We start from the raw sequence: 18,605 nt of genomic DNA on the forward strand, positions 1-18,605 counted from the left end.
AACACGGGAGCACAACGGCCCAACACGGGAGCACAACGGCCCAACACGGGGGCATGTCGGCCCAACGCGCGGGTCAGGGGCGCAGATCCACCCAGACCAGTCGGTGATCGCTGCTGGTGGTCGGCGGCAGGAGCTCATGACCGGGTTCGCCGGGAGCGGGCCAGAAGACCTGGGCCCCGGTGACCGGTAGATCCCGCGACGGTAGGACGTAGTCCACCCGCAGGTTGCCGGGCACCGGCTTGGAGAAGTCGGCGGTGAAGTACTTCGACGGTGTCCGATGGCCGGTCTGCCCCGCCGTCGCGCTGTCGGCGACCGCGCCCCTGGATGTCGGCAGGGTGTCGCGCACGCGGGGCAGTGCAAGCACCTGGTTGATCGCCCCGACCCCGGGTCCGGGCGGACCGCCGTCGGCGGGGTCGCTGTTCTGATCGCCGAGCATCACGAACGACGACCCGGGCGCGAGTCCGCCGCGTCGTCCGGAGTCGTCGTAGATGTAGTCGGCGCGCGATCCGCCCGCGATGTAGTCGGCCGAGAGTCGGATCTCGTCGTGGTTCCGTCGACCGTTGCGGTCCTCCGGGCCGTCGAAACTCGGCGGCGTCGGATGTGACGCGAGCAGGTGCACGGTGCGACGTCCGATGGTGATCGGCAGGTCCCAGTGCGACTTGCTCGACAGTCGCAGGATGTCGGCGCTTCCGCCGTAGTAGTCGCGGGGGATGAGGTTGCCCGGCTGGTCCTTCCAGAGGAAGTTCTGGAAGGTGCGTACCCGCGCGGTGTCGATCGGGTACTTCGACAGCACCACCATCCCGTACTGACCCGGGAACGCACCGAAGCCGTAGGCGTCGTCGGGACCGTCGGACCGGCCGTCGCCGTTGAGGTCCCGACCGGTCGGGACGCCGGTGTTGACCGGGGCGGTGAACATGTACGGATAGTCGATCGGCGCGGCCCCACGCTGCGATCGTGCCAGGTAGTTCTGCTCGAAGAGCTTCGCCGCCGCTTGATCGGGGTAGTAGTCGAACTCGTTGAGCAGCAGGATGTCCGGGCGGTTGATCTGCACGATCTGCGCGATGGTCCGCGCCTGGGGATCGACTCCGGAGCGCAGGTCGGTGAGCAACGCCCCGGCGCTCGGCCGGTTCAGGCTCGCGTTGAACGTCGCGACGCGGACCGTCGGGTTCCCGCCCGACGAGCCGAACCCGGGTGCCGCGGACGCACCGGGAACGCTCATCGACGACAGTGCGCAACCGAGCGCGACGAGCAGGACGGACAGGTGTCGCAGACGCATTCCCGGCAGAGTAGGGGCCCTCGGCGAACGACGGGCCACACGGTGGTGAACTCCGTGGTGATCACCGCCCCAGCACGGTGGTCAGGTAGTCGTTCGCGAACACGCGGTCGGGGTCGAGAACGTCACGCAACGCGAGGAACTCGTCGAAACGCGGGTACACCGTCCGCAGATTGTCGGCGGTGCGGGTGTGCATCTTGGCCCAGTGCGGCCGACCACCCCTGCGGAACAAGATCTCCTCGATGTCGGTGAAATAGCTGTCGGGTCGGTCGCCGTGATAGCGGTGTACGGCGATGTAGCCGGTGGTCTGTCCGGACGCCGTCGACAACATCAGCTCGTCGGCCGCGGCGGCGCGCACCTCGATGGGGAACGACACGCGATGCCCGCGGTCGGCGATCAGCCTGCGGATCTCGCCGATCGCGTCGGGGACCTCGGCCAGCGGGATCGCGTACTCCATCTCGCGGAACCGGACGCGTCGCGCGGACACGAACGCCTCGTGTGACGCCTCGACCATCTGTCGCGACGACAGGGCAGCGCCGGCGACGCGCGCCAACGGTGCTGTCACCGAGGGGAATCGGGCACCCGCCGCGCACATCGCGCCGAAGATGCCGTTGCTGAGGATCTCGTCGTCGATCACCCGGCGCAGTCGGCCGGGGCCGGTGGTGGGCGTGTCGGCGGGCAGTCTGCGGTTGGTCTTGCTCAACGCGACGTCAGTGTGCGGGAACCAGTAGAACTCGTGGTGGTCGTGGGTTGCGACGGCATCCAGGAACCCGGCGATCGCGTCGTCCACCGACATCGCGCGTTCGGTGGCCTCGATCGCGAACGCGGGCACGCACGCGAGGGTGATCTCGGTGAGGATTCCCAGCGCGCCGAGTCCCAGCGCGGTGGCCTCGAGGGTGGCGCGGTCGGAGTCGGTGACCGTGAGCACCTCGCCGGTTCCCGTCACCATCCGCACCCCGACGATCTGCGTCGCCAGTCCGCCGAAATTCCGACCGGTGCCGTGGGTTCCGGTGGAGGTCGCGCCGGAGATGCTCTGCCGGTCGATGTCGCCGAGGTTGGGCATCGCGAGTCCCAACGGTTCGAGGATCGCGGGCATCTCGTGCAGTCGGGTGCCGGCGCGGACGGTCACCCGTCGAAGTGCCGGATCCGCGTGCACGAGACCGGTCATGGCGCTGGTGTCGATCTGAATGTCCGGCGCCACCGCGATACCGGTGAAGCTGTGACCCGAGCCGACCGCCTTGACCGTGACCGCCTGCGACCGTGCCCGTCGGACCGCGGCGACCACGTCGTCGGCGTCTCCGACCGCGATGACCTCCCGCGGCACGACGGACTGGGTGCGACCCCAGTTCTCCCACCGGCGGCTGTCGCCGGCGCGGCGGTCGGTGCCTCGAACACTGCTCACAGAAAACACTTTCCCTCACCTCGGTAGGTCGGTACGGAGTCGACGACGGTGCCGTCGTCGACGATGACGATCTCGGCTGCGTGCTCGCTCGTCTCACCGGATTTGGTGTGCCGGAACCAGACCCGGTCGCCGATCGCCAACTGATCTGCGGCTGCCCCGCGCAGCGGTGTCTGGACCTCGCCCGCGGCCTCGCGCGGCTCGTAGGCCAGGCCTTCGGGCCACACCGGCCGCGGCAGCCGGTCGGGCGCAGGCGGGCCGGACGCGATCCATCCGCCGCCGTGGCACGTCACGACGCCGGGGGTGGGTCGGCGCACCACCTGTAGGCCGAACGCCAGCGCCGGGGAGGGATGGAAGCGCGAGTAGTTGTCGAACAGGTGCCCACCGAAGAACCCACTGCCCGCGGCGATGTCGGTGACCGAGTTGTCGGCGGCGGTGGCCTCGAGTGAGCCGGTGCCGCCGCCGTTGACGAACTCGAGGTCGGCGATCTGTCGGATCGCGGCAATCGCGGCGCCACGTCGACGGCGCAGTTCTGTCATCGACGCGGACTGCATCATCCGGATCATCCTGTTGCGCAGCGGTGCTCCGCTGCGCCATCCGCCGCCGATCGCGTCGCCGACCCCGGCCACCTGCGCCTCGTACGACATGACGCCCACGAGGTCGACCCCCGGCCGATCGACGATCGCCCGGGCCAGCGCGGTCGCCTCCGCGACGGTGTGGACGGGCGAGCGCAGGACGCCGACATGCCCGAGGCCGGGTGCGCGCAACGACGCGTCGAGGTCGATGGCGACGCGCACCGGGTTGCGTCGCCCTGGTGGGGCGGCCGCGTCGATCAGGTCGAGGTGGTCGACGGAATCGACCAGCAGGGTCACCCGGGCGGCCGCGACGTCGTCGGCCGCCACTGCGGCGATCGAGGCGCGGCGCGCGGTGGGGTAGCCCATCAGGACGTCGGTGATTCCCGACGCGGTCGCGAGCCAGATCGCCTCGTCGATGTCGTAGGCCAACACGCCCGCGAAGCCGTCGCGCCGGAGGATGTCGTCGATCACCGAGCGCACCCGGATCGACTTGGACGCCACCCGGATCGGGACCCCGGCCGCGCGGCGGCGCAGGTCGGCGATGTTGGCCTCCAGCGCGGACCGGTCCAGGACGACGACCGGACCGTCGAGGTCAGCGGTGGCGCGGTCGATCGATGCCCAGCTCATCGGACCGACCGCACGCGCAGGACCGACAGTCCACCGGCGATGCCGAGGAGTGCGGAGACGGTGAACAGGGCGGTGAAGCCGCCCGTGACGGCGACGGTGGCCGCGCCGAGCAGGGGGCCGAGAGCCTGCGGGACGGCCATGGCGATGTTCATGATGCCGAGATCCTTTCCGGTGTGTTCGGGGTCGGGGAGTACCTGGGTGGCCAGGGCCTGATCGACGCCGAGGAAGCTGCCGAAGCCGGCGCCGAGCAGGGCGGCCGCGACCATGGTGGTGGGCACAGATGCGGCCACCGCGATGACGAGCGCGGCCACGCCCTGCAGTGCGCCCGCGGCCAGGACGAACGGTTTGCGTCGCCCGAGGCGGTCGCTGGCGAGCCCTGATCCGATGGCCGCGGTGATCACGAAGACCATGTAGATGCCGGTGAGCAGCAACAGATCCGCGTTCGCGTCCGACACCCGCAGCCCGAACTGCAGGTAGTAGAGGAGCAGCGAGGTGCCGAGCGCGTTGCCGAGGTTCACCAGCACCCGCCCACCCAGCGTCCACCCGAAGTCGGGATGCGCCCGCGGCGAGATCCACAGCTCACCGACCACCGCGGCGGCGGTGAGACGTCCGTGCCGGCGGGCGGTGTGCGGCGGGTCGTCCACGGTCGCCACGAACGGCACCACGCAGACGACGAGCAGTCCCGCGATCACCAGATAGCCGGAGCCGGTGGACAACCCGAGGGCGGCGATCAGTCCGATCCCGAGGATGACCCCGATGGCCTGCGGTGCCGACACCCAACTCGACACCACACCCCGCTGCGTCACCGGTACGCGGTCGCCGATCAGCGCGGTGAGCGCCGCCGACGCGGCACTGAAGCCGGTGATCGCCACACACCACCAGATGGTGATGCCGACCAGTCCGGTCCGGGTACCCAGCACGACCAGGGCCACGGCGAACACCACGACGCCGCCGAGGATCCAGGGCCGCCGCCGGCCGAAGCGCCCGGTCGTCCGGTCCGACAGCGAGCCGGTGAGCGGGAACGCGACCAGCGCGAAGACGGCCGAGATCCCAGAGACCACACCGAACGTCGTCACGCTGTGTCGCCAGTTGTCGTCGCTGACGGTGTCGCCGATGCCGAGGCGGTCGTTGATCTGGCTCGGCAGGCTCAGCTGGAACGGCGTCAACTGCGCCATCCAGATGCCCAGCCAGGCGAGGGCGAACAGGGCGATCCAGCGGGTGCTCACCCGCGCCCGGACGGTCGGTGCCGCGGTCACGCCGCCTCGATGTGGGTGAGCAGCATCGCGACGCAGGCGTCGACGATCTGGCGTGCGACGACGAGGTCGCCGGTCGTGAGGTAGGCCAGGGTCAGTCCGTCGGTCGAGGCCACCACGAGTGGGGCCAGTGTCCGGGGTGCGGTCCGCCAGCGAACCCCCGTCACCTCCGCCGCCGCGCCGAGCGCCTGCGCAGCGAGGTCGTAGTAGCGCGTGTACATCTGCGCCGCGAACGAGTCCAGTCCCGGGGTGCGCCGCGCGTAGTGCGCGAGCGCCAGCAGCGCCTGTTCGCGCGCGGGGTCGGCCACGACGCTGTCGAGGTAACCGAGCAGGCCACCGCGCAGCACGCCCTCGATGTCCGCTGGCCCGGCACCGTCGGGTGTGGGCGCGCCCAGGACCGCGTGCACCGCGGTGTCCTCGCTCGTCAGGCCCGCGACCACGAGGGCCTCGAGCAGGGCGTCCCGCGACTCGAAGACGTAGTGGAAGCTCGCCAGCGAGACCCCGGCCGCGGCGCAGATCTTTCGGGTCGTGGCCGCCTCGACACCGTCCTGTGCGACGACGCGGAACGCAGCGGCCACCAGGCGGCTGCGGCGTTCGTCGACGGGTATGCGGGTGATGGTGGGCCCCTCACGGATCAAAAGTGGGTCAGATGACCCACTCGCTGGCCTGACGGTAGCCCACCCCGCCGCAGTCCGCGAGTGATCGGCGATCTCGTCGGGGAAACTATCCTGGTCCGATGTCGGAACCCAGCACCCGCGTCGACAGCTGGATCTGGGCGGTGCGTCTGACCAAGACCCGCTCGGCGGCGGCGTCGGCCTGCCGGGCCGGGCACGTCCGGGTGAACGGGACCCCGGCCAAACCCGCGCAACACGTCGCGGTCGGTGACGAGGTACGGCTGCGCGTCGCCGGTCGTGAGCGGATCGTCGAGGTCGCGCGGGTGCTCTCCAAGCGGGTCGGACCACCCGTCGCCGCCGAGGCCATGATCGATCGGAGTCCACCACCGCCCCCGCGCGAGGTCATCGCCTCGATCCCGGTCCGCGACCGGGGCGCCGGCCGACCCACCAAACGTGAACGGCGTGAGACCGACCGCCTGCACGGACGCGACATCCCCGGCGGACGGGACCTCTGACCCGTCACCGCGCCCTACACTTGCGCCTGTGGACGGACTCGCACCCGGCAGACACGCACCGACTCCGACGCCGCGCACCGCGGCGGGTGTCATCGCGCTGCTCGCCGTCCTCGTCCTCCTGCTCGCCGGCTGCTCCGACTCCGGCGACGACAGCGGTTCAGGCACCCCGACCACCGCCTCCGCGGCCGGCTCGGGACCGTTCTTCGGCGAGTGCGGTGGCATCAGCACCGCCGAGGTCTCCCAGATCGTCGACACCCAGGGGCTGACCAACGTCACCAACAACTCGTCGGGTTGCGAGTGGGTCACCAGCGCCGACCAGCTCGGTCCGCAGTTCTCCTTCAACTGGTACCGGGGGAGCCCGATCGGACGTGAGCGGGCCACCGAGCAGCTGTCGCGGGAATCGACCACCGACCTCACCATCGACGGCCACACCGGCTTTATCGCGTCCTCGCCGGGGATCTGCGAGATCGGCATCGCCTTCGGGTCCGACTTCTTCGAGTGGTCGGTGAGCTACGGAGTCACCGCGTCCGGCGAGTCCGATCGCTCCATCGAGCAGGTGTGTGACGCCGCCAAGAAGCTGTCCACCACGACGATCGAGCGTGCGAAGTGATCCGCCGGGTTTCGGTCGCGCTGGCCGTCCTCGTGGCGGTGCTCGCGCTCGTCCTCAGCAGCTGCAGCCGATCGGTCGACGGCGAGGCCGTCCCGCTCGGCGGGGGCGCACAGTCCGGGTCGTCCGACGGCAATGTCGACACCGATCAATTCGACAAGCTGCTGCTCGAGTGCAGCCTGCTGACCACCGACCAGATCGCGAAGGCGGTCGGGGGCGAGGCCGCGCAGTCCAGTTTCAACGGCGCGATCTGCCGGTGGGTCGTCTCCGGCGCCGTGACCACGGGCGTGACCTTCAACTGGTTCGAGTCCGGAAACCAACGTGCGGAGAAGGACGTCGCGCGCAAGCTCGGCTACACGACCGAGAACGTCCGCATCTCCAGCACCGCGGCGTTCACCCAGCGCGACCCGCGGCGGCCCGCGGCCTGCGGCGTCACCGCGAACTCACCCGCGCGGGGCGTCTACACCTGGTGGGTCGAACCCCGCGCGACCGGCGCGTCCGGCGACCCCTGCGCCGCCCCGACCAAGCTCATGGAGCTGGTGCTGAGCGGCGGGCAGTAGTTCTCAGTCGGACTCGGCCTTCGTGATCGTGATCGTCGCGGCGGTCTGATCGTCGACGATCATCCACATCGACAACCGGTCGCCGTCGCGGCGCCGACGGATCGTCATCTGCGCGCCAGGGGTGATCGGACGCAGGTATTCGATGATCGCCCGGTGCGGACCGGCCGTCAGGTCGGTGTGGTCGAGGAGTTCGTCCTCGACCGCCTCCCAGTAGGCGGCGTTGTTGAGGTGCTTGAACGGATCGAAGTCGGTGCTGCGAAGCACGTGGACGCGATCGGTCTCGCCGGGCTCCGGCGCGGGCTCGGGGTTCATCGTCTTCCACCGCAGCCGGTGCTCGTCGGTCATCGCGGCGAGCATCCCGAAGGCCTCGTCGGTGATGCGCGACGGCATGCCCTTGTCGTTGACGTTGATCCAGAAGGCCTCGGTCTCGATCAGACCCGGCGGCCGCATCTGCGGGTTGAACCGGTTCGTCTCGTGCTCGGCCGTGACCCGCACCCGCATGTTCGTCCACCGCGTGGACAGCGCACCGCACCACCGCTGCAGCGTCACCGTCGCCGGCCAGCTGATCGGTTCGATCACGTCGATGACCGTGCGACGGACGATCCAGAACGGATCGGAGTCGTGGAAGTCGGTCGCCTCGATGTTGTCGTTGGCGATGTCCTGCAGGTACCGCGCGGTGCCGTCGAGGCGCACCCGCATCTCCTGGTCGACGTCGTCGGTGCGCACCCGATAGCTCGTCTCGAAGAACTGCGCCTTCGACAGCCGCGGTTGCATCGGGGGATCGAACGGGTAGGGGTCCTCGGGCAAGTGAATCCTTTCGACCCCGGCAGCATAGGCTTCACGATGACGCTCACGGGACTTGGGAACTCTTCCCGGGCGTGGTTAGAGTGAAGAAAACGCACATAAATAGAACACGTTCCACCCAGTGGATCGTTCGAGTCCTCCGAGGTAACTGCCTTATGGCGCACGTGATCACCCAGCCGTGCTGTAACGACGCGAGTTGCATCAGCGTCTGCCCGGTGAACTGCATTCACCCCACGCCCGACGAGCCCGAGTTCCGCACCGCGGAGATGCTCTACATCGATCCCGACACCTGTATCGACTGCGGTGCGTGCATCGACGAGTGCCCGGTCGAGGCGATCTTCCCCGACGACCAGCTCGACGACAAGGGTGAGCGGTACCTCCAGATCAACGCCGACTACTACAACGACCACGACGTCTCCGGTGGTCTGGTGCCGCCGCGCAAGCAGCCGCCACTGCCGCAGGGCAAGACGCTGCACGTCGCGATCGTCGGCGCCGGTCCGGCCGCGTTCTATGCGGCCGAGGAACTCGTGCGCCACTCCGCGGTCCGCGTCGACATGTTCGACCGCCTGCCCACCCCGTACGGGCTCGTCCGCGCGGGCGTCGCGCCGGATCACCCGTCGACGAAGGGTGTGGAGAAGCAGTTCGCGGCGACGGCCAACAAGAAGACCTTCGAGTACTTCCTCAACGTCGAGGTCGGCACCCACGTCACCCACGACGAGCTGCTCGAGCACTACTCGGCCGTCGTCTACGCCGTCGGCGCCTCGACCGACAAGCGCCTGGGCATCCCCGGCGAGGACCTCCCCGGCTCGATCCCGGCGACGGAGTTCGTCGCCTGGTACAACGGCCATCCCGACTACGCCGACCTCGACTTCGACCTGTCGTCGTCGCGCGCGGTGATCGTCGGCAACGGCAACGTCGCCCTCGACTGCGCGCGGATCCTGCTGAGCGATCCCGACGCCCTCGCCCGCACCGACATCGCCGATCACGCGATCGAGCGTCTGCGGTCGAGTCAGGTCACCGAGGTCGTCCTGCTGGGGCGCCGCGGCATCGCGCAGGCGGCCTACACCAACGCCGAGTTCCTGGCGATGGGCGATCTGCCCGACGTCGACGTCATCATCGACGACGCGGAACTCACCCTCGACGCAGCCAGCGAGGAGGCCCTGGAGAGCGACTCGCTGGACTCGACGATCGCGACCAAGATCCGCATCGCCCGCGAGTTCGCCGAACGCGGAGACACCGGCGCCCCCAAGCGCGTGGTCTTCCGCTTCCTGGTGTCGCCGCTGGAGCTCAGCACCGACGGGTCCGAGGGTGAGGCCGGGGCGGTGTCGAAGCTGACCTGCGTCCGCAACGAACTCGTCCCCGGCGAGCGCGTCGCCGTCGCGCCCACCGAGGAGACCTTCGACATCGAGACCTCGATCGTCATGCGCGCCATCGGCTATCGCGGCGTGCCCGTCACCGACCTGCCGTTCGACGAGAGTCACGGCGTCGTGCCCAACGCCGACGGCCGGGTGCTGACCGCGCCGGACGGGGACACCGTCTCCGGCGTCTACGTGACCGGATGGATCAAGCGCGGCGCCACCGGCGGTATCGGGATGAACCGGCTCGACGGTCAGGAGACCGCCCACGCGGTGCTCGCGGACTTCATCGCCGGGAGTCTGGCCGAGCCGACCTCGTCGCGGGAGAAGGTCGCCGATCTGATCGCCGGCCGCGGTGCCAACCGCATCGACGCCTCGGGCTGGAAGAGCATCGACGCCACCGAGAAGTCCGCGGGCAAGGAAGCCGGGCGCCGGCGGGTCAAGCTCGTCCGCATCCACGAACTCGAGGGCGCCGCAGCCGGCTGAGTTCGGTAGCGGTAGCGCGAGTTCACCGACGTCATCGTCTCCACGCCGGAGCCGACCAACCACAGAAGAGGTATCGGGTGCGGATCGCGCTGCTGTCGTACCGGAGCAAACCCCACTGCGGTGGGCAGGGCGTCTACGTGCGCCATCTCGCCCGCGAACTCGCGTTGCTCGGCCACGATGTCGAGGTGTTCTCCGGGCAGCCGTACCCGGATCTGGACCAGGAGTCGCTCGATGCCGGTGTGCGTCTGACGAAGGTGCCCAGCCTCGATCTGTACGGCGAGCCGAACCCCTTCCGCACCCCGCGCCCGCGCGAGATCCGCGACTGGATCGACGTGCTCGAGGTGCTGACCATGTGGACCGCGGGGTTCCCGGAACCGCTGACCTTCAGTCTGCGGATGGCGCGGATCCTCAAGGATCGCGCCGATGACTTCGACGTCGTCCACGACAACCAGAGCCTGGGCTACGGCCTGCTGGCAATCCAGCGGCGCGGCATGCCGGTGATCACGACGATCCACCACCCGATCACCCGCGACCGCACGCTCGCGGTGAAGGCGGCCAAGGGCTGGCGCAAGCTGACCGCGATCCGCTGGCACGGTTTCTCCCGCATGCAGGGCAAGGTCGCGCGGCGGATCCCGGAGATCCTGACCGTCTCACGCAGCAGCGAGGTCGACATCCGCAAGGCGTTCGACATCCCCGCCGGCCGCATCGAGACCATCCCGCTCGGCGTCGACACCGAGGTGTTCCGGCCGTCGGCCGAGCGGGTGTCCGGCCGCGTCGTGTGCGTGGCCAGCGCCGACGCCCCGCTCAAGGGGGTGTCGTATCTGCTCGAGGCGATCGCGAAGCTCAGCGCGGAACGGCCCGTGCACCTCGTCCTCGTGTCGAAGCTCAATCCCGAGGGCCCCAGCGCGAAACTCATCGACGAGCTCGCGATCGCCGACCGTGTCGAGGTCGTCTCCGGGCTGTCCGACGACGAGCTCGGTGAGCTGATCGCGTCGGCCGAGGTGTCGTGCGTCCCGTCGCTGTACGAGGGTTTCTCGCTGCCGGTCATCGAGGCGATGAGCTGTGGCAACGCGCTCGTCGCGACGACCGCGGGCGCGATTCCCGAGGTCGCGGGCCCCGACGGCGAGGCCGCGCTGCTGGTGCCGCCGATGGACTCTGACGCACTCGCCGCCGCCATCGGTCGCGTGCTCGACGATGCCGACCTGCGGGCCCGGCTGGGGGCCGGTGGGCGGGCTCGCGTCGAGTCGCGCTTCAGCTGGTCGGCGGTCGCGGTGAAGACGGCGGCCCACTACGAACACGTGTTGAATGAGCAGAGCTCGAACTCGAAGAGCTCGAACCACGAAGGAGATATCCGTGCTGACCGTTGATTTCGACCGTCTCGGGGTGAACGCCGGGACCAAGGCGATAGACATCGGCGCGGGTCAGGGACGGCATTCCTACGAGATGTTCCGTCGCGGAGCCGATGTCATCGCCTTCGACCAGTCCGACTCGGACATGGCCGAGGTCTCGGAGATGTTCGACGCCATGATGGCCGAGGAACAGGTGCCCGCATCGGCCAAGGCGCGCACCGAGGTCGGCGACGCACTGCATCTCCCGTACGCGGACAACGCATTCGACGTCGTGCTGATGTCGGAGATCCTCGAGCACATCCCGTCCGACACCGAGGCCATCGCCGAGATGGCCCGCGTGCTCGCGCCCGGCGGTCACGCCGCGGTGACCGTGCCGCGGTACTGGCCGGAGCGGGTCTGCTGGGCGTTCTCCGACCAGTACCACGCCAACGAGGGTGGGCACGTGCGGATCTACAAGGCCAGCGAACTCGCGGCGAAGGTCTCCGCGGCGGGTCTCGAGGTGGTCGGGACCGATCACCGCCATGCACTGCACGCACCGTACTGGTGGATCAAATGTGCTGTGGGCGTGGAGAACAACGACAACCCGCTGGTCAAGGCGTACCACAAGCTGCTGGTGTGGGACATGATGAGTGCTCCCGCCGCCACGCGGCTCACCGAGCGGGCGCTGAACCCGTTGGTGGGCAAGTCCGTGGTGCTCTACCTGCGCAAGCCCGCCTGAGACGCGTGAGGCGGTTGCCGCATGTCCCGGGCGTGCTGACCGAGGACCAGTGCGACAAGACCGGTGCCGCGATCGCGGCGATGCAGGAACCCACGGGCGCGATGCCCTGGTTCCCCGGCGGTCAGACCGATCCGTGGGATCACGTCGAATCGGCGATGGCGTTGTCGGTCACCGGGCGTTTCCCGGAGGCCGAGGCGGCCTACGAATGGTCCCGTCGCACACAGCGTCCCGACGGTTCGTGGGCGATCCGCACCGTCGTGGGTACCGTCGCCGACGCCAACACCGACGCGAACTTCTGTGCCTATCTCGCGGTGGGGGTCTGGCACCACTACCTGATCACCGGCGACACCCGTTTTCTCCGACGCATGTGGCCGACCGTGTGGTCGGCCGTCGAGCTGGTGGTGCGATTCCAGGCTCCGGGTGGTCAGATCCGTTGGGGCGGTAAGTATCCGCTACCCACCTCGGGCGTGGCGTACGACCCGTCCGACGGCGGCGTCTTCGACGCGGCGATGCTGACCGGAAGTGCCAGCATCCATCAGGCGCTCGGTTGCGCCGTCGCGATCGCCGACGAGATGAAGCAGCCCGCACCCGCCTGGCGGCATGCGCAACTGCGGCTCGGTCATGCGCTGCGCGCCCACACCGACCGGTTCGCCCCACCGTCGGACCACTCGATGGACTGGTACTACCCGGTGCTCGGCGGGGCGGTACGCGGCCGCGCGGGCCAGGAACTGATCGCCCGACGGTGGGACGAGTTCGTCGTCGCCGATCTGGGTATCCGGTGCGTCGATCACCGCCCCTGGGTCACCGGTGCCGAGACGTGTGAGCTCGTGCTGGCCATGAACTGCCTGGGCGACGACGCCGACGCCACGCGGCTGTTCGCCGACATGCAGCATCTCCGTGACCCGGACGGGTCCTACTGGACCGGGCTCGTCTTCTCCGACGGCAAGCGGTGGCCGGTGGAGAAGAGCTGCTGGACCTCCGCCGCGGTCGTCCTGGCCGCGGATGCACTCAGCCGGACCAGCGACGCGAACGGCATCTTCCGAGACGCGGACCCGCTGGTCGACGTCACCGTGCCTGCATCGGAGGTACCGGGTCTTTCCTGCGACTGCACAAATGCCTAGACTGGTGTCCAGTCAGGCGTCTTGCCTGGTGTGGCAGCGGAGGTCGGCAGGCGATGGATTACGGAATCGTGCAGTTCACGAGCGATCGGGGACTGCGTCCCGCGGTGCTGGCGCCGCTGGTGGAGGAGGCGGGATTCGCCGCGTACTTCGTCCCCGAGCACAGTCACATCCCCACCCGTCGCGACGCGGCGCACCCGCAGACCGGGGATTCCTCGCTGCCGGATGACCGCTACATGCGCACCCTCGACCCGTGGGTGTCGCTGAGCGCCGCAGCCGCGGTCACCACGCGGATCCGACTCGGCACCGCCGTTGCGTTGCCGGTGCAGTCCGATCCGTTGACGCTGGCGAAGCAGATCGCGACGCTGGACCATCTGTCCGACGGGCGGGTGACCCTCGGCGTCGGGTTCGGCTGGAACCTCGACGAACTCGGTGACCACAAGGTCCCGCCGAAGCGACGCCGGACCATGCTGCGGGAGTACCTGGAGTCGATGCGGGCCCTGTGGTCGGAGGAGGAGGCGTCCTACGACGGCGAGTTCGTGAACTTCGGTCCGTCGTGGGCGTGGCCCAAGACCACCCAGCAGCCCGGTGTCCCGGTGATCGTCGGCGCGGGCGCCACCGAGAAGAACTTCACCTGGATCGCCAAGAACGCCGACGGCTGGCTCACCACCCCTGCCGACACCGAGATCGACGACTCGATTCGTCTGCTGCAGAAGATTTGGGCCGAGCACGGTCGTGAGGGCGCACCGCAGATCGTCGCACTCGACGGCAGGCCCGACCCCGAGAAGCTCGCGCGCTGGGAGGGTCTCGGCGTCACCCTGGTGCTCTACGGCGTCCCGGACGACGACATCGACAAGGCCCGCGGTTACCTGGCGAAGCGGGCGGGTCAGCTCGGGCTGGCGTAGCGCTCATCGATCACGGGGTAGCTGTCGCCTTTCGCACATGGGGTTTGGACACCTTGCCGGCCGCATTGCGCGGGAGCTCGTCGACGATCACGACCTCGGTGGGGTGCTTGTAGCGCGCCAGCCGCCCGTCGAGAAACTTTCGGAGCTGCGCCACGGTGGGCGCCTCGGCGTCGGCGGTGGTGGCCACGACGGCGACGACCACCTCACCCCATTTCTCGTCCGGACGGCCGATCACGGCGACCTCGCGTACCGACGGGTGCGCGGCCACCGCGTTCTCGACCTCGACGCAGTAGATGTTCTCGCCACCGGAGATGATCATGTCCTTGGCCCGGTCGACGACGTAGACGAAGCCCTCGTCGTCGGCGCGGACGAGGTCGCCCGAGTGGAACCAGCCGCCCGCGAAGGCATCCGCGGTCGCGTCCGGTCGGTTCCAGTAGCCGCTCATGAGATTCGGTCCGCGGTAAACGATCTCGCCGACCTCGCCCGGTGCGACGTCGTTCATGTCGGGATCGACGATCCGGGCGGCCATGGTCCGGATCACCCGTCCGACCGAACCGATCTTGCGGTGGGTGTCCTCGCCGGTGAGCGTGCAGGTGACCGGTGACATCTCCGTCTGGCCGAAGACCGCGCAGATGGTGGCCTCCGGGAAGGTGTCGGCCATCGCCGCCAGCAGCGTCTGTGAGGCGGGAGCGGCACCCCACCACAGGAACCGCAGGGCGAGATCGCGCGGACGGGAACGCTGTTCGGCGATCACGAGCTGCCACTGTGCGGGCACCATGAACATCGTGGTGATCCGCTCGGACTCGATGACATCGAGCGTCGCCGCCGGGTCGAACTGACCGATCGGCAGGATGATCGTGCACACACCGTCGAGCAGGCACGAGGAGATGACGCCCAGCGCGGCGATGTGGAAGACGGGCACCGCTACCGCGGCGACGGCCTCGTGATCGACGACTCCCGGTGCCACGAGGTTGTGATAGGCCTGCGCCTGCAGGTTGATGTGGGTGAGCACCGCGCCCTTGGGCGCACCGGTGGTGCCCGAGGTGTACATGATCACCGCCGGCGAGGTCTCCGGCACATCGATGGGCGGGAGGTCGCGATCCTCGGCGACGAGTGCGTCGTAGTCGAGCGCGTCCCCGTCGGCACCGCCGATGCGGACACGCAGCTCGGTCGCACCGCCCGGCAGCTCGCCGACCGCGGCGACGACGGGATCGAAGACGGATTCGTGGACGATCGCGCGGGCGCCGGTGTCGGTGACGAGGTGGGCCACCTCGGGCGGGGCCATCCGGAAGTTCACCGGCACCGCGATGGCGCCGAGTGCGTTGAGTGCGAGGACCGTCTCGAAGAACTCCGGACGGTTGAGGGTGAGCACCAGGACGCGGTCGCCCATGGACACCCCGCGCGCGTCCAACGCCGCGGCCAGGCGACTTATCCGTCGGTCCAGTTCACGCCATGTCGTGGCGGTTCCCAGGAAACGCAGCGCCGGCTCGTCCGGTCTCATGATCGCATGCATCCGCACCTGGTTGACCCAGGTGTGTCGTTGGGAGACCAGGGGTTCGAGGTGCCGGGGGAACGGATCATCCATGCCGCCGACGCTACTGCGGAACCGGTGGGTCGATGTCTGGTTCGACGAAGATCTGCCGCTCACGCGGCCGCCTCCGGCACTATGCCGGAGGTGGCGCTCAGGACGGACGATCTCCGTCGCGGATGCGGTGCCGCTCGGGCAGGGTCACGCCCCGGATCGCTTCCAGCGACTCCTGCCATCCGTAGACCACGTCGTCATAGGTGAGTCGGATCTTCAGCCATCCCCGCACCCAGGGCGGCTCGGTCGCGGTGCCGGTCGTTCTGGTAGTCCTCCAGGCTGGTGTGGTGCATCTTGCTGTCGCACTCGATGAGCAGCTTCCCGACGCGCAGATCGACCTTTCCGACCCCGGCGATGCGCGGCTGCACCACGACGGCGAAGTTCAGCGCACGAAGTCGCACTCGCACCAGCGATTCCGTTCCCGACTGAGAGTTGCCGTCGCACTTCGACAGCAACTTCTTCCCGCGAGGGCCGAGGCAGGATGCGATGTCGGCGCCGTGCGCGAGACCGGACTCCAGCACCGAATCGCAGGCCGCGATCCAGTGTTCGTCGGTTATGCAGCGCAGGGCGCACCCGAGCGCGACGTCGACCGGGTCGACGGCTGTGCGGGTGGGCGGCGGCGTTCCGTCACCGCGGCAGCCATGCGCCATCGACGTGCGCAGAGTCCTGCTGCCCCGCACATGGACGCCGCCGTTACCCGGGGCGATCCAGGCGCCGTGGGCACGCTGCGCCGAGACGCAGCCGAGCACCCCGCCGGCACGTACGGCCGTGACCACGGTCGGGTCCGCGTCGGACCGGGCGTACCAACCCGGGCGGAGTCGGACGAGGTCCCCGACACGCACCGCGCGGCGGATCTGCGACTCCGTGGCCCCGAGTCGGAGGAGGTGGTCTCAGCGGGTGCGTTCCAGAACCCGGAGCGACCCGTGTGCCGCGACCTCGGTGAAGTCGCCCGAGGCGAGGGCTTTCTGGTAGATCTCGAACGGCGGCCGACCGCCGTCGGCGGGATCAGGGAACACGTCGTGGATCAGCAGCGCCCCACCGACGCGCACCCAGGGCGCCCAGCCGCCCAGGTCGTTGTCGGCCGCCTCGCTGCTGTGTCCGCCGTCGATGAACACGAAATCCGCAGGCCGGCCCCACACCTTGGCCGCATCCGTCGAGCGGGCCAGCATGCCGATGACCGTGTCCTCGAGGCCCGCGTCGTAGATGGTCCGACGGAACCGGGCCGAGGTGTCGAGGGTGCCGGTGTGCGGGTCGACGAGGGCGGTGTCGTGGTACTCCCAGCCCGGCTGGTGCTCCTCGGACCCGCGGTGGTGGTCGACGGTGACGACGGTGGCGCCGAGTGGTTGGGCGGCGGCCCCGAGGTACACGGTGGACTTTCCGCAGTACGTCCCGATCTCGACACCGATGCCGACCGAATCGGACTTCGACAGATACTGTCCGGCAACCTGATTCAGCGCGAGCGCCTCGTCTTCGGGCATGAATCCGGGGGCGTCGTGGGCCGCGTCGAGCTGGGTCTGGTCCATCGGGCGATCCTATAAGGCGGGTCGCCTGACCTCGACGAGGACTGCCGTTAGTGTGACGGTCATGAAGGCGCAGATTCTCACCGAAGAGACCGGGCCCAGCGGGCTGACCCTGACCGATGTCGACGACCCCACCCCCGCGCAGGGGCAGGTCGCCGTGGACGTCAAGTCCTGCGGGGTGTGTTTCCCCGACCTGCTGATGAGCCAGGGGAAGTACCAACTGCGTCTGCCGACGCCGTTCACACCCGGCACCGAGGTCGCGGGTGTCGTCACGTCGGCACCGGAGGGATCCGGCTACTCCGCCGGTGATCGGGTTCTGGTCATGTCGGTGGTCGGTGGTTTCGCCGAGAAGGTCGTCGCCGCGCCCGAGCAGCTGCTTCCAATCCCCGACGGACTGAGCTTCGACGAGGGCGCCGCGATGGGCATCAACTTCCAGACCGCGATCTTCGCGCTGCAGCTCCGTGCGAACCTGCGTGCGGGGGAGACGGTCGGTGTCCTCGGTAGTGCCGGCGGCGTCGGTGTCGCGACCATCGCGGTCGCGAAGGCCCTGGGCGCGCGGGTCATCGCGATCGTGCACCGCACGGGTGCCGACGACATGCTGCGGGAGGTCGGGGCCGACGAGGTCGTCGCCCTCACCGACGGCTGGGGTGACCGGCTCAAGGAGCTGACCGGCGGCCTGGGCGTGGACGTGCTGATCGACCCGGTCGGCGGGGAGGTGTTCGACGAGGCGCTGCGTCAGGTGGCGCCCGACGGCCGGTTCGTCGTCATCGGGTTCGCGGCGGGCGGCATCCCGTCCGTGAAGCTCAACCGCGTCCTGTTCCGCAACATCTCCGTGGTCGGGGCGGCCTGGGGTGAGTACATTCGGACGCATCCGGCGGTACCCGGCGAGCTGCACACCGAGCTGACGGCGATGATCTCCGCGGGTATGCGCCCGCCGGTCAACGTCACCTATCCGCTCGCTGATCTGCCGCAGGCACTGTCGGATCTGGAGAACGGCAAGATCCTGGGCAAGGCGGTCATCCACATCGCCGACTGACCCCCGGGTCTCGACCACTGCGAGGAGTCGTCATGTGTCGCAACATCACCGAGCTGCGGGGCCTCGAGCCGCCGGCCACGTCGGTCGAGATCGAGGCGGCGTCGCGTCAGTACGTACGCAAGGTCAGCGGTGTGGCGAAGACGTCGCCCGCCAACGTCGAGGCGTTCGAGGCCGCGGTGGCGGCCGTGACCGCGGCGACCACCACGCTGCTCGAGGCGCTGCCGGCGCGACGGCAGCCGCCGCGCACCGTCCCTCCACTGCGCCGACCCGAGGTGCAGGCCCGGATCGCTGCTCGGGCGCGCTGACGGG

General features: G+C 69.3%; 19 protein-coding genes. 10 read left to right on the plus strand and 9 right to left on the minus strand.

Translation table 11 applies throughout. The features are described 5' to 3' along the window. Positions 1 to 73: 73 nt before the first annotated feature. From IEV93_RS09675 to IEV93_RS09695, 5 genes are all read right to left on the minus strand, one after another. Positions 74 to 1,276: an endonuclease/exonuclease/phosphatase family protein gene (locus IEV93_RS09675; RefSeq protein WP_229705001.1), complete on the minus strand. Its 1,203-nt coding sequence runs from the start codon at positions 1,274 to 1,276 to the stop codon at positions 74 to 76. A gap of 61 nt (positions 1,277 to 1,337) precedes the next feature. Further along, positions 1,338 to 2,675, minus strand: a complete 1,338-nt coding sequence (locus IEV93_RS09680; protein WP_188489150.1) for a D-arabinono-1,4-lactone oxidase — start codon at positions 2,673 to 2,675, stop codon at positions 1,338 to 1,340. After that, positions 2,672 to 3,874 (minus strand): alanine racemase, encoded by a 1,203-nt coding sequence (locus IEV93_RS09685; protein WP_188489153.1) that lies wholly within the window; start codon positions 3,872 to 3,874, stop codon positions 2,672 to 2,674. The genes IEV93_RS09680 and IEV93_RS09685 overlap by 4 nt, the downstream gene beginning before the upstream one ends. Continuing rightward, the gene (locus IEV93_RS09690) at positions 3,871 to 5,130 is read right to left on the minus strand and encodes an MFS transporter (RefSeq protein WP_229705002.1); all 1,260 of its coding nucleotides are present in this window, start codon (positions 5,128 to 5,130) and stop codon (positions 3,871 to 3,873) included. Before IEV93_RS09690 ends, IEV93_RS09685 begins: the two co-directional genes overlap by 4 nt. Further along, positions 5,127 to 5,765: a TetR/AcrR family transcriptional regulator gene (locus tag IEV93_RS09695; RefSeq protein WP_229705003.1), complete on the minus strand. Its 639-nt coding sequence runs from the start codon at positions 5,763 to 5,765 to the stop codon at positions 5,127 to 5,129. The genes IEV93_RS09690 and IEV93_RS09695 overlap by 4 nt, the downstream gene beginning before the upstream one ends. A gap of 98 nt (positions 5,766 to 5,863) precedes the next feature. Here IEV93_RS09695 and IEV93_RS09700 point away from each other — a divergent pair, with 98 nt between their 5' ends. Genes IEV93_RS09700 through IEV93_RS09710 form a run of 3 tightly spaced genes read left to right on the plus strand, consistent with a single transcriptional unit; the run spans position 5,864 to position 7,423 of the window. Next, positions 5,864 to 6,256, plus strand: a complete 393-nt coding sequence (locus tag IEV93_RS09700; RefSeq protein WP_188489155.1) for an RNA-binding S4 domain-containing protein — start codon at positions 5,864 to 5,866, stop codon at positions 6,254 to 6,256. Between the two features lie 28 nt (positions 6,257 to 6,284). Further along, entirely contained in the window at positions 6,285 to 6,866 is a 582-nt protein-coding gene (locus IEV93_RS09705; RefSeq protein ID WP_188489157.1) for a DUF3558 domain-containing protein, read from the plus strand. Beyond that, positions 6,863 to 7,423: a DUF3558 domain-containing protein gene (locus IEV93_RS09710; RefSeq protein WP_188489159.1), complete on the plus strand. Its 561-nt coding sequence runs from the start codon at positions 6,863 to 6,865 to the stop codon at positions 7,421 to 7,423. Before IEV93_RS09705 ends, IEV93_RS09710 begins: the two co-directional genes overlap by 4 nt. A gap of 3 nt (positions 7,424 to 7,426) precedes the next feature. Here the strand turns inward: IEV93_RS09710 and IEV93_RS09715 are convergent, their stop codons facing one another. Next, on the minus strand, positions 7,427 to 8,197 hold the full coding sequence (locus IEV93_RS09715; protein ID WP_188490489.1) for an acyl-[acyl-carrier-protein] thioesterase: 771 nt from the start codon (positions 8,195 to 8,197) through the stop codon (positions 7,427 to 7,429). Between the two features lie 185 nt (positions 8,198 to 8,382). On the opposite strand from IEV93_RS09715, the gene IEV93_RS09720 reads away from it, so the two are divergent. The 5 genes from IEV93_RS09720 to IEV93_RS09740 all read left to right on the plus strand — a co-directional run bounded on the left by IEV93_RS09720 (position 8,383) and on the right by IEV93_RS09740 (position 14,158). Next, positions 8,383 to 10,068: an FAD-dependent oxidoreductase gene (locus tag IEV93_RS09720; RefSeq protein ID WP_188489161.1), complete on the plus strand. Its 1,686-nt coding sequence runs from the start codon at positions 8,383 to 8,385 to the stop codon at positions 10,066 to 10,068. 77 nt (positions 10,069 to 10,145) lie between these two features. After that, positions 10,146 to 11,435 (plus strand): glycosyltransferase family 4 protein, encoded by a 1,290-nt coding sequence (locus tag IEV93_RS09725; RefSeq protein WP_188489163.1) that lies wholly within the window; start codon positions 10,146 to 10,148, stop codon positions 11,433 to 11,435. After that, entirely contained in the window at positions 11,422 to 12,135 is a 714-nt protein-coding gene (locus tag IEV93_RS09730) for a class I SAM-dependent methyltransferase (protein ID WP_188489165.1), read from the plus strand. The genes IEV93_RS09725 and IEV93_RS09730 overlap by 14 nt, the downstream gene beginning before the upstream one ends. Positions 12,136 to 12,140: 5 nt before the next feature. Further along, the gene (locus IEV93_RS09735; protein WP_229705004.1) at positions 12,141 to 13,256 is read left to right on the plus strand and encodes a prenyltransferase/squalene oxidase repeat-containing protein; all 1,116 of its coding nucleotides are present in this window, start codon (positions 12,141 to 12,143) and stop codon (positions 13,254 to 13,256) included. A gap of 53 nt (positions 13,257 to 13,309) precedes the next feature. Next, positions 13,310 to 14,158, plus strand: a complete 849-nt coding sequence (locus IEV93_RS09740) for an LLM class F420-dependent oxidoreductase (RefSeq protein ID WP_188489167.1) — start codon at positions 13,310 to 13,312, stop codon at positions 14,156 to 14,158. Positions 14,159 to 14,168: 10 nt separating this feature from the next. On the opposite strand, the gene fadD5 is transcribed toward IEV93_RS09740, so the two are convergent. The 3 genes from fadD5 to IEV93_RS09755 all read right to left on the minus strand — a co-directional run bounded on the left by fadD5 (position 14,169) and on the right by IEV93_RS09755 (position 17,263). Then, a complete protein-coding gene (fadD5, locus tag IEV93_RS09745; protein ID WP_188489169.1) occupies positions 14,169 to 15,743 on the minus strand; it encodes a fatty-acid--CoA ligase FadD5 in 1,575 nt (524 codons plus the stop codon). 194 nt (positions 15,744 to 15,937) lie between these two features. Beyond that, positions 15,938 to 16,582, minus strand: coding sequence for a putative endonuclease domain-containing protein (locus IEV93_RS09750; protein WP_229705005.1), 645 nt, complete (start codon positions 16,580 to 16,582; stop codon positions 15,938 to 15,940). A gap of 48 nt (positions 16,583 to 16,630) precedes the next feature. Next, a complete protein-coding gene (locus IEV93_RS09755; RefSeq protein WP_188489171.1) occupies positions 16,631 to 17,263 on the minus strand; it encodes a class I SAM-dependent methyltransferase in 633 nt (210 codons plus the stop codon). Positions 17,264 to 17,324: 61 nt separating this feature from the next. Here IEV93_RS09755 and IEV93_RS09760 point away from each other — a divergent pair, with 61 nt between their 5' ends. Further along, positions 17,325 to 18,296 carry an NADPH:quinone oxidoreductase family protein gene (locus IEV93_RS09760; RefSeq protein ID WP_188489173.1) on the plus strand — a complete coding sequence of 324 codons (972 nt, stop codon included), beginning with the start codon at positions 17,325 to 17,327 and terminating at the stop codon, positions 18,294 to 18,296. Positions 18,297 to 18,328: 32 nt separating this feature from the next. After that, on the plus strand, positions 18,329 to 18,601 hold the full coding sequence (locus IEV93_RS09765) for a DUF2277 domain-containing protein (protein ID WP_188489175.1): 273 nt from the start codon (positions 18,329 to 18,331) through the stop codon (positions 18,599 to 18,601). Positions 18,602 to 18,605 lie beyond the last annotated feature (4 nt).

The sequence above is a fragment of the Williamsia phyllosphaerae genome, assembly GCF_014635305.1.
GTDB classification, from domain to species: domain Bacteria; phylum Actinomycetota; class Actinomycetes; order Mycobacteriales; family Mycobacteriaceae; genus Williamsia_A; species Williamsia_A phyllosphaerae.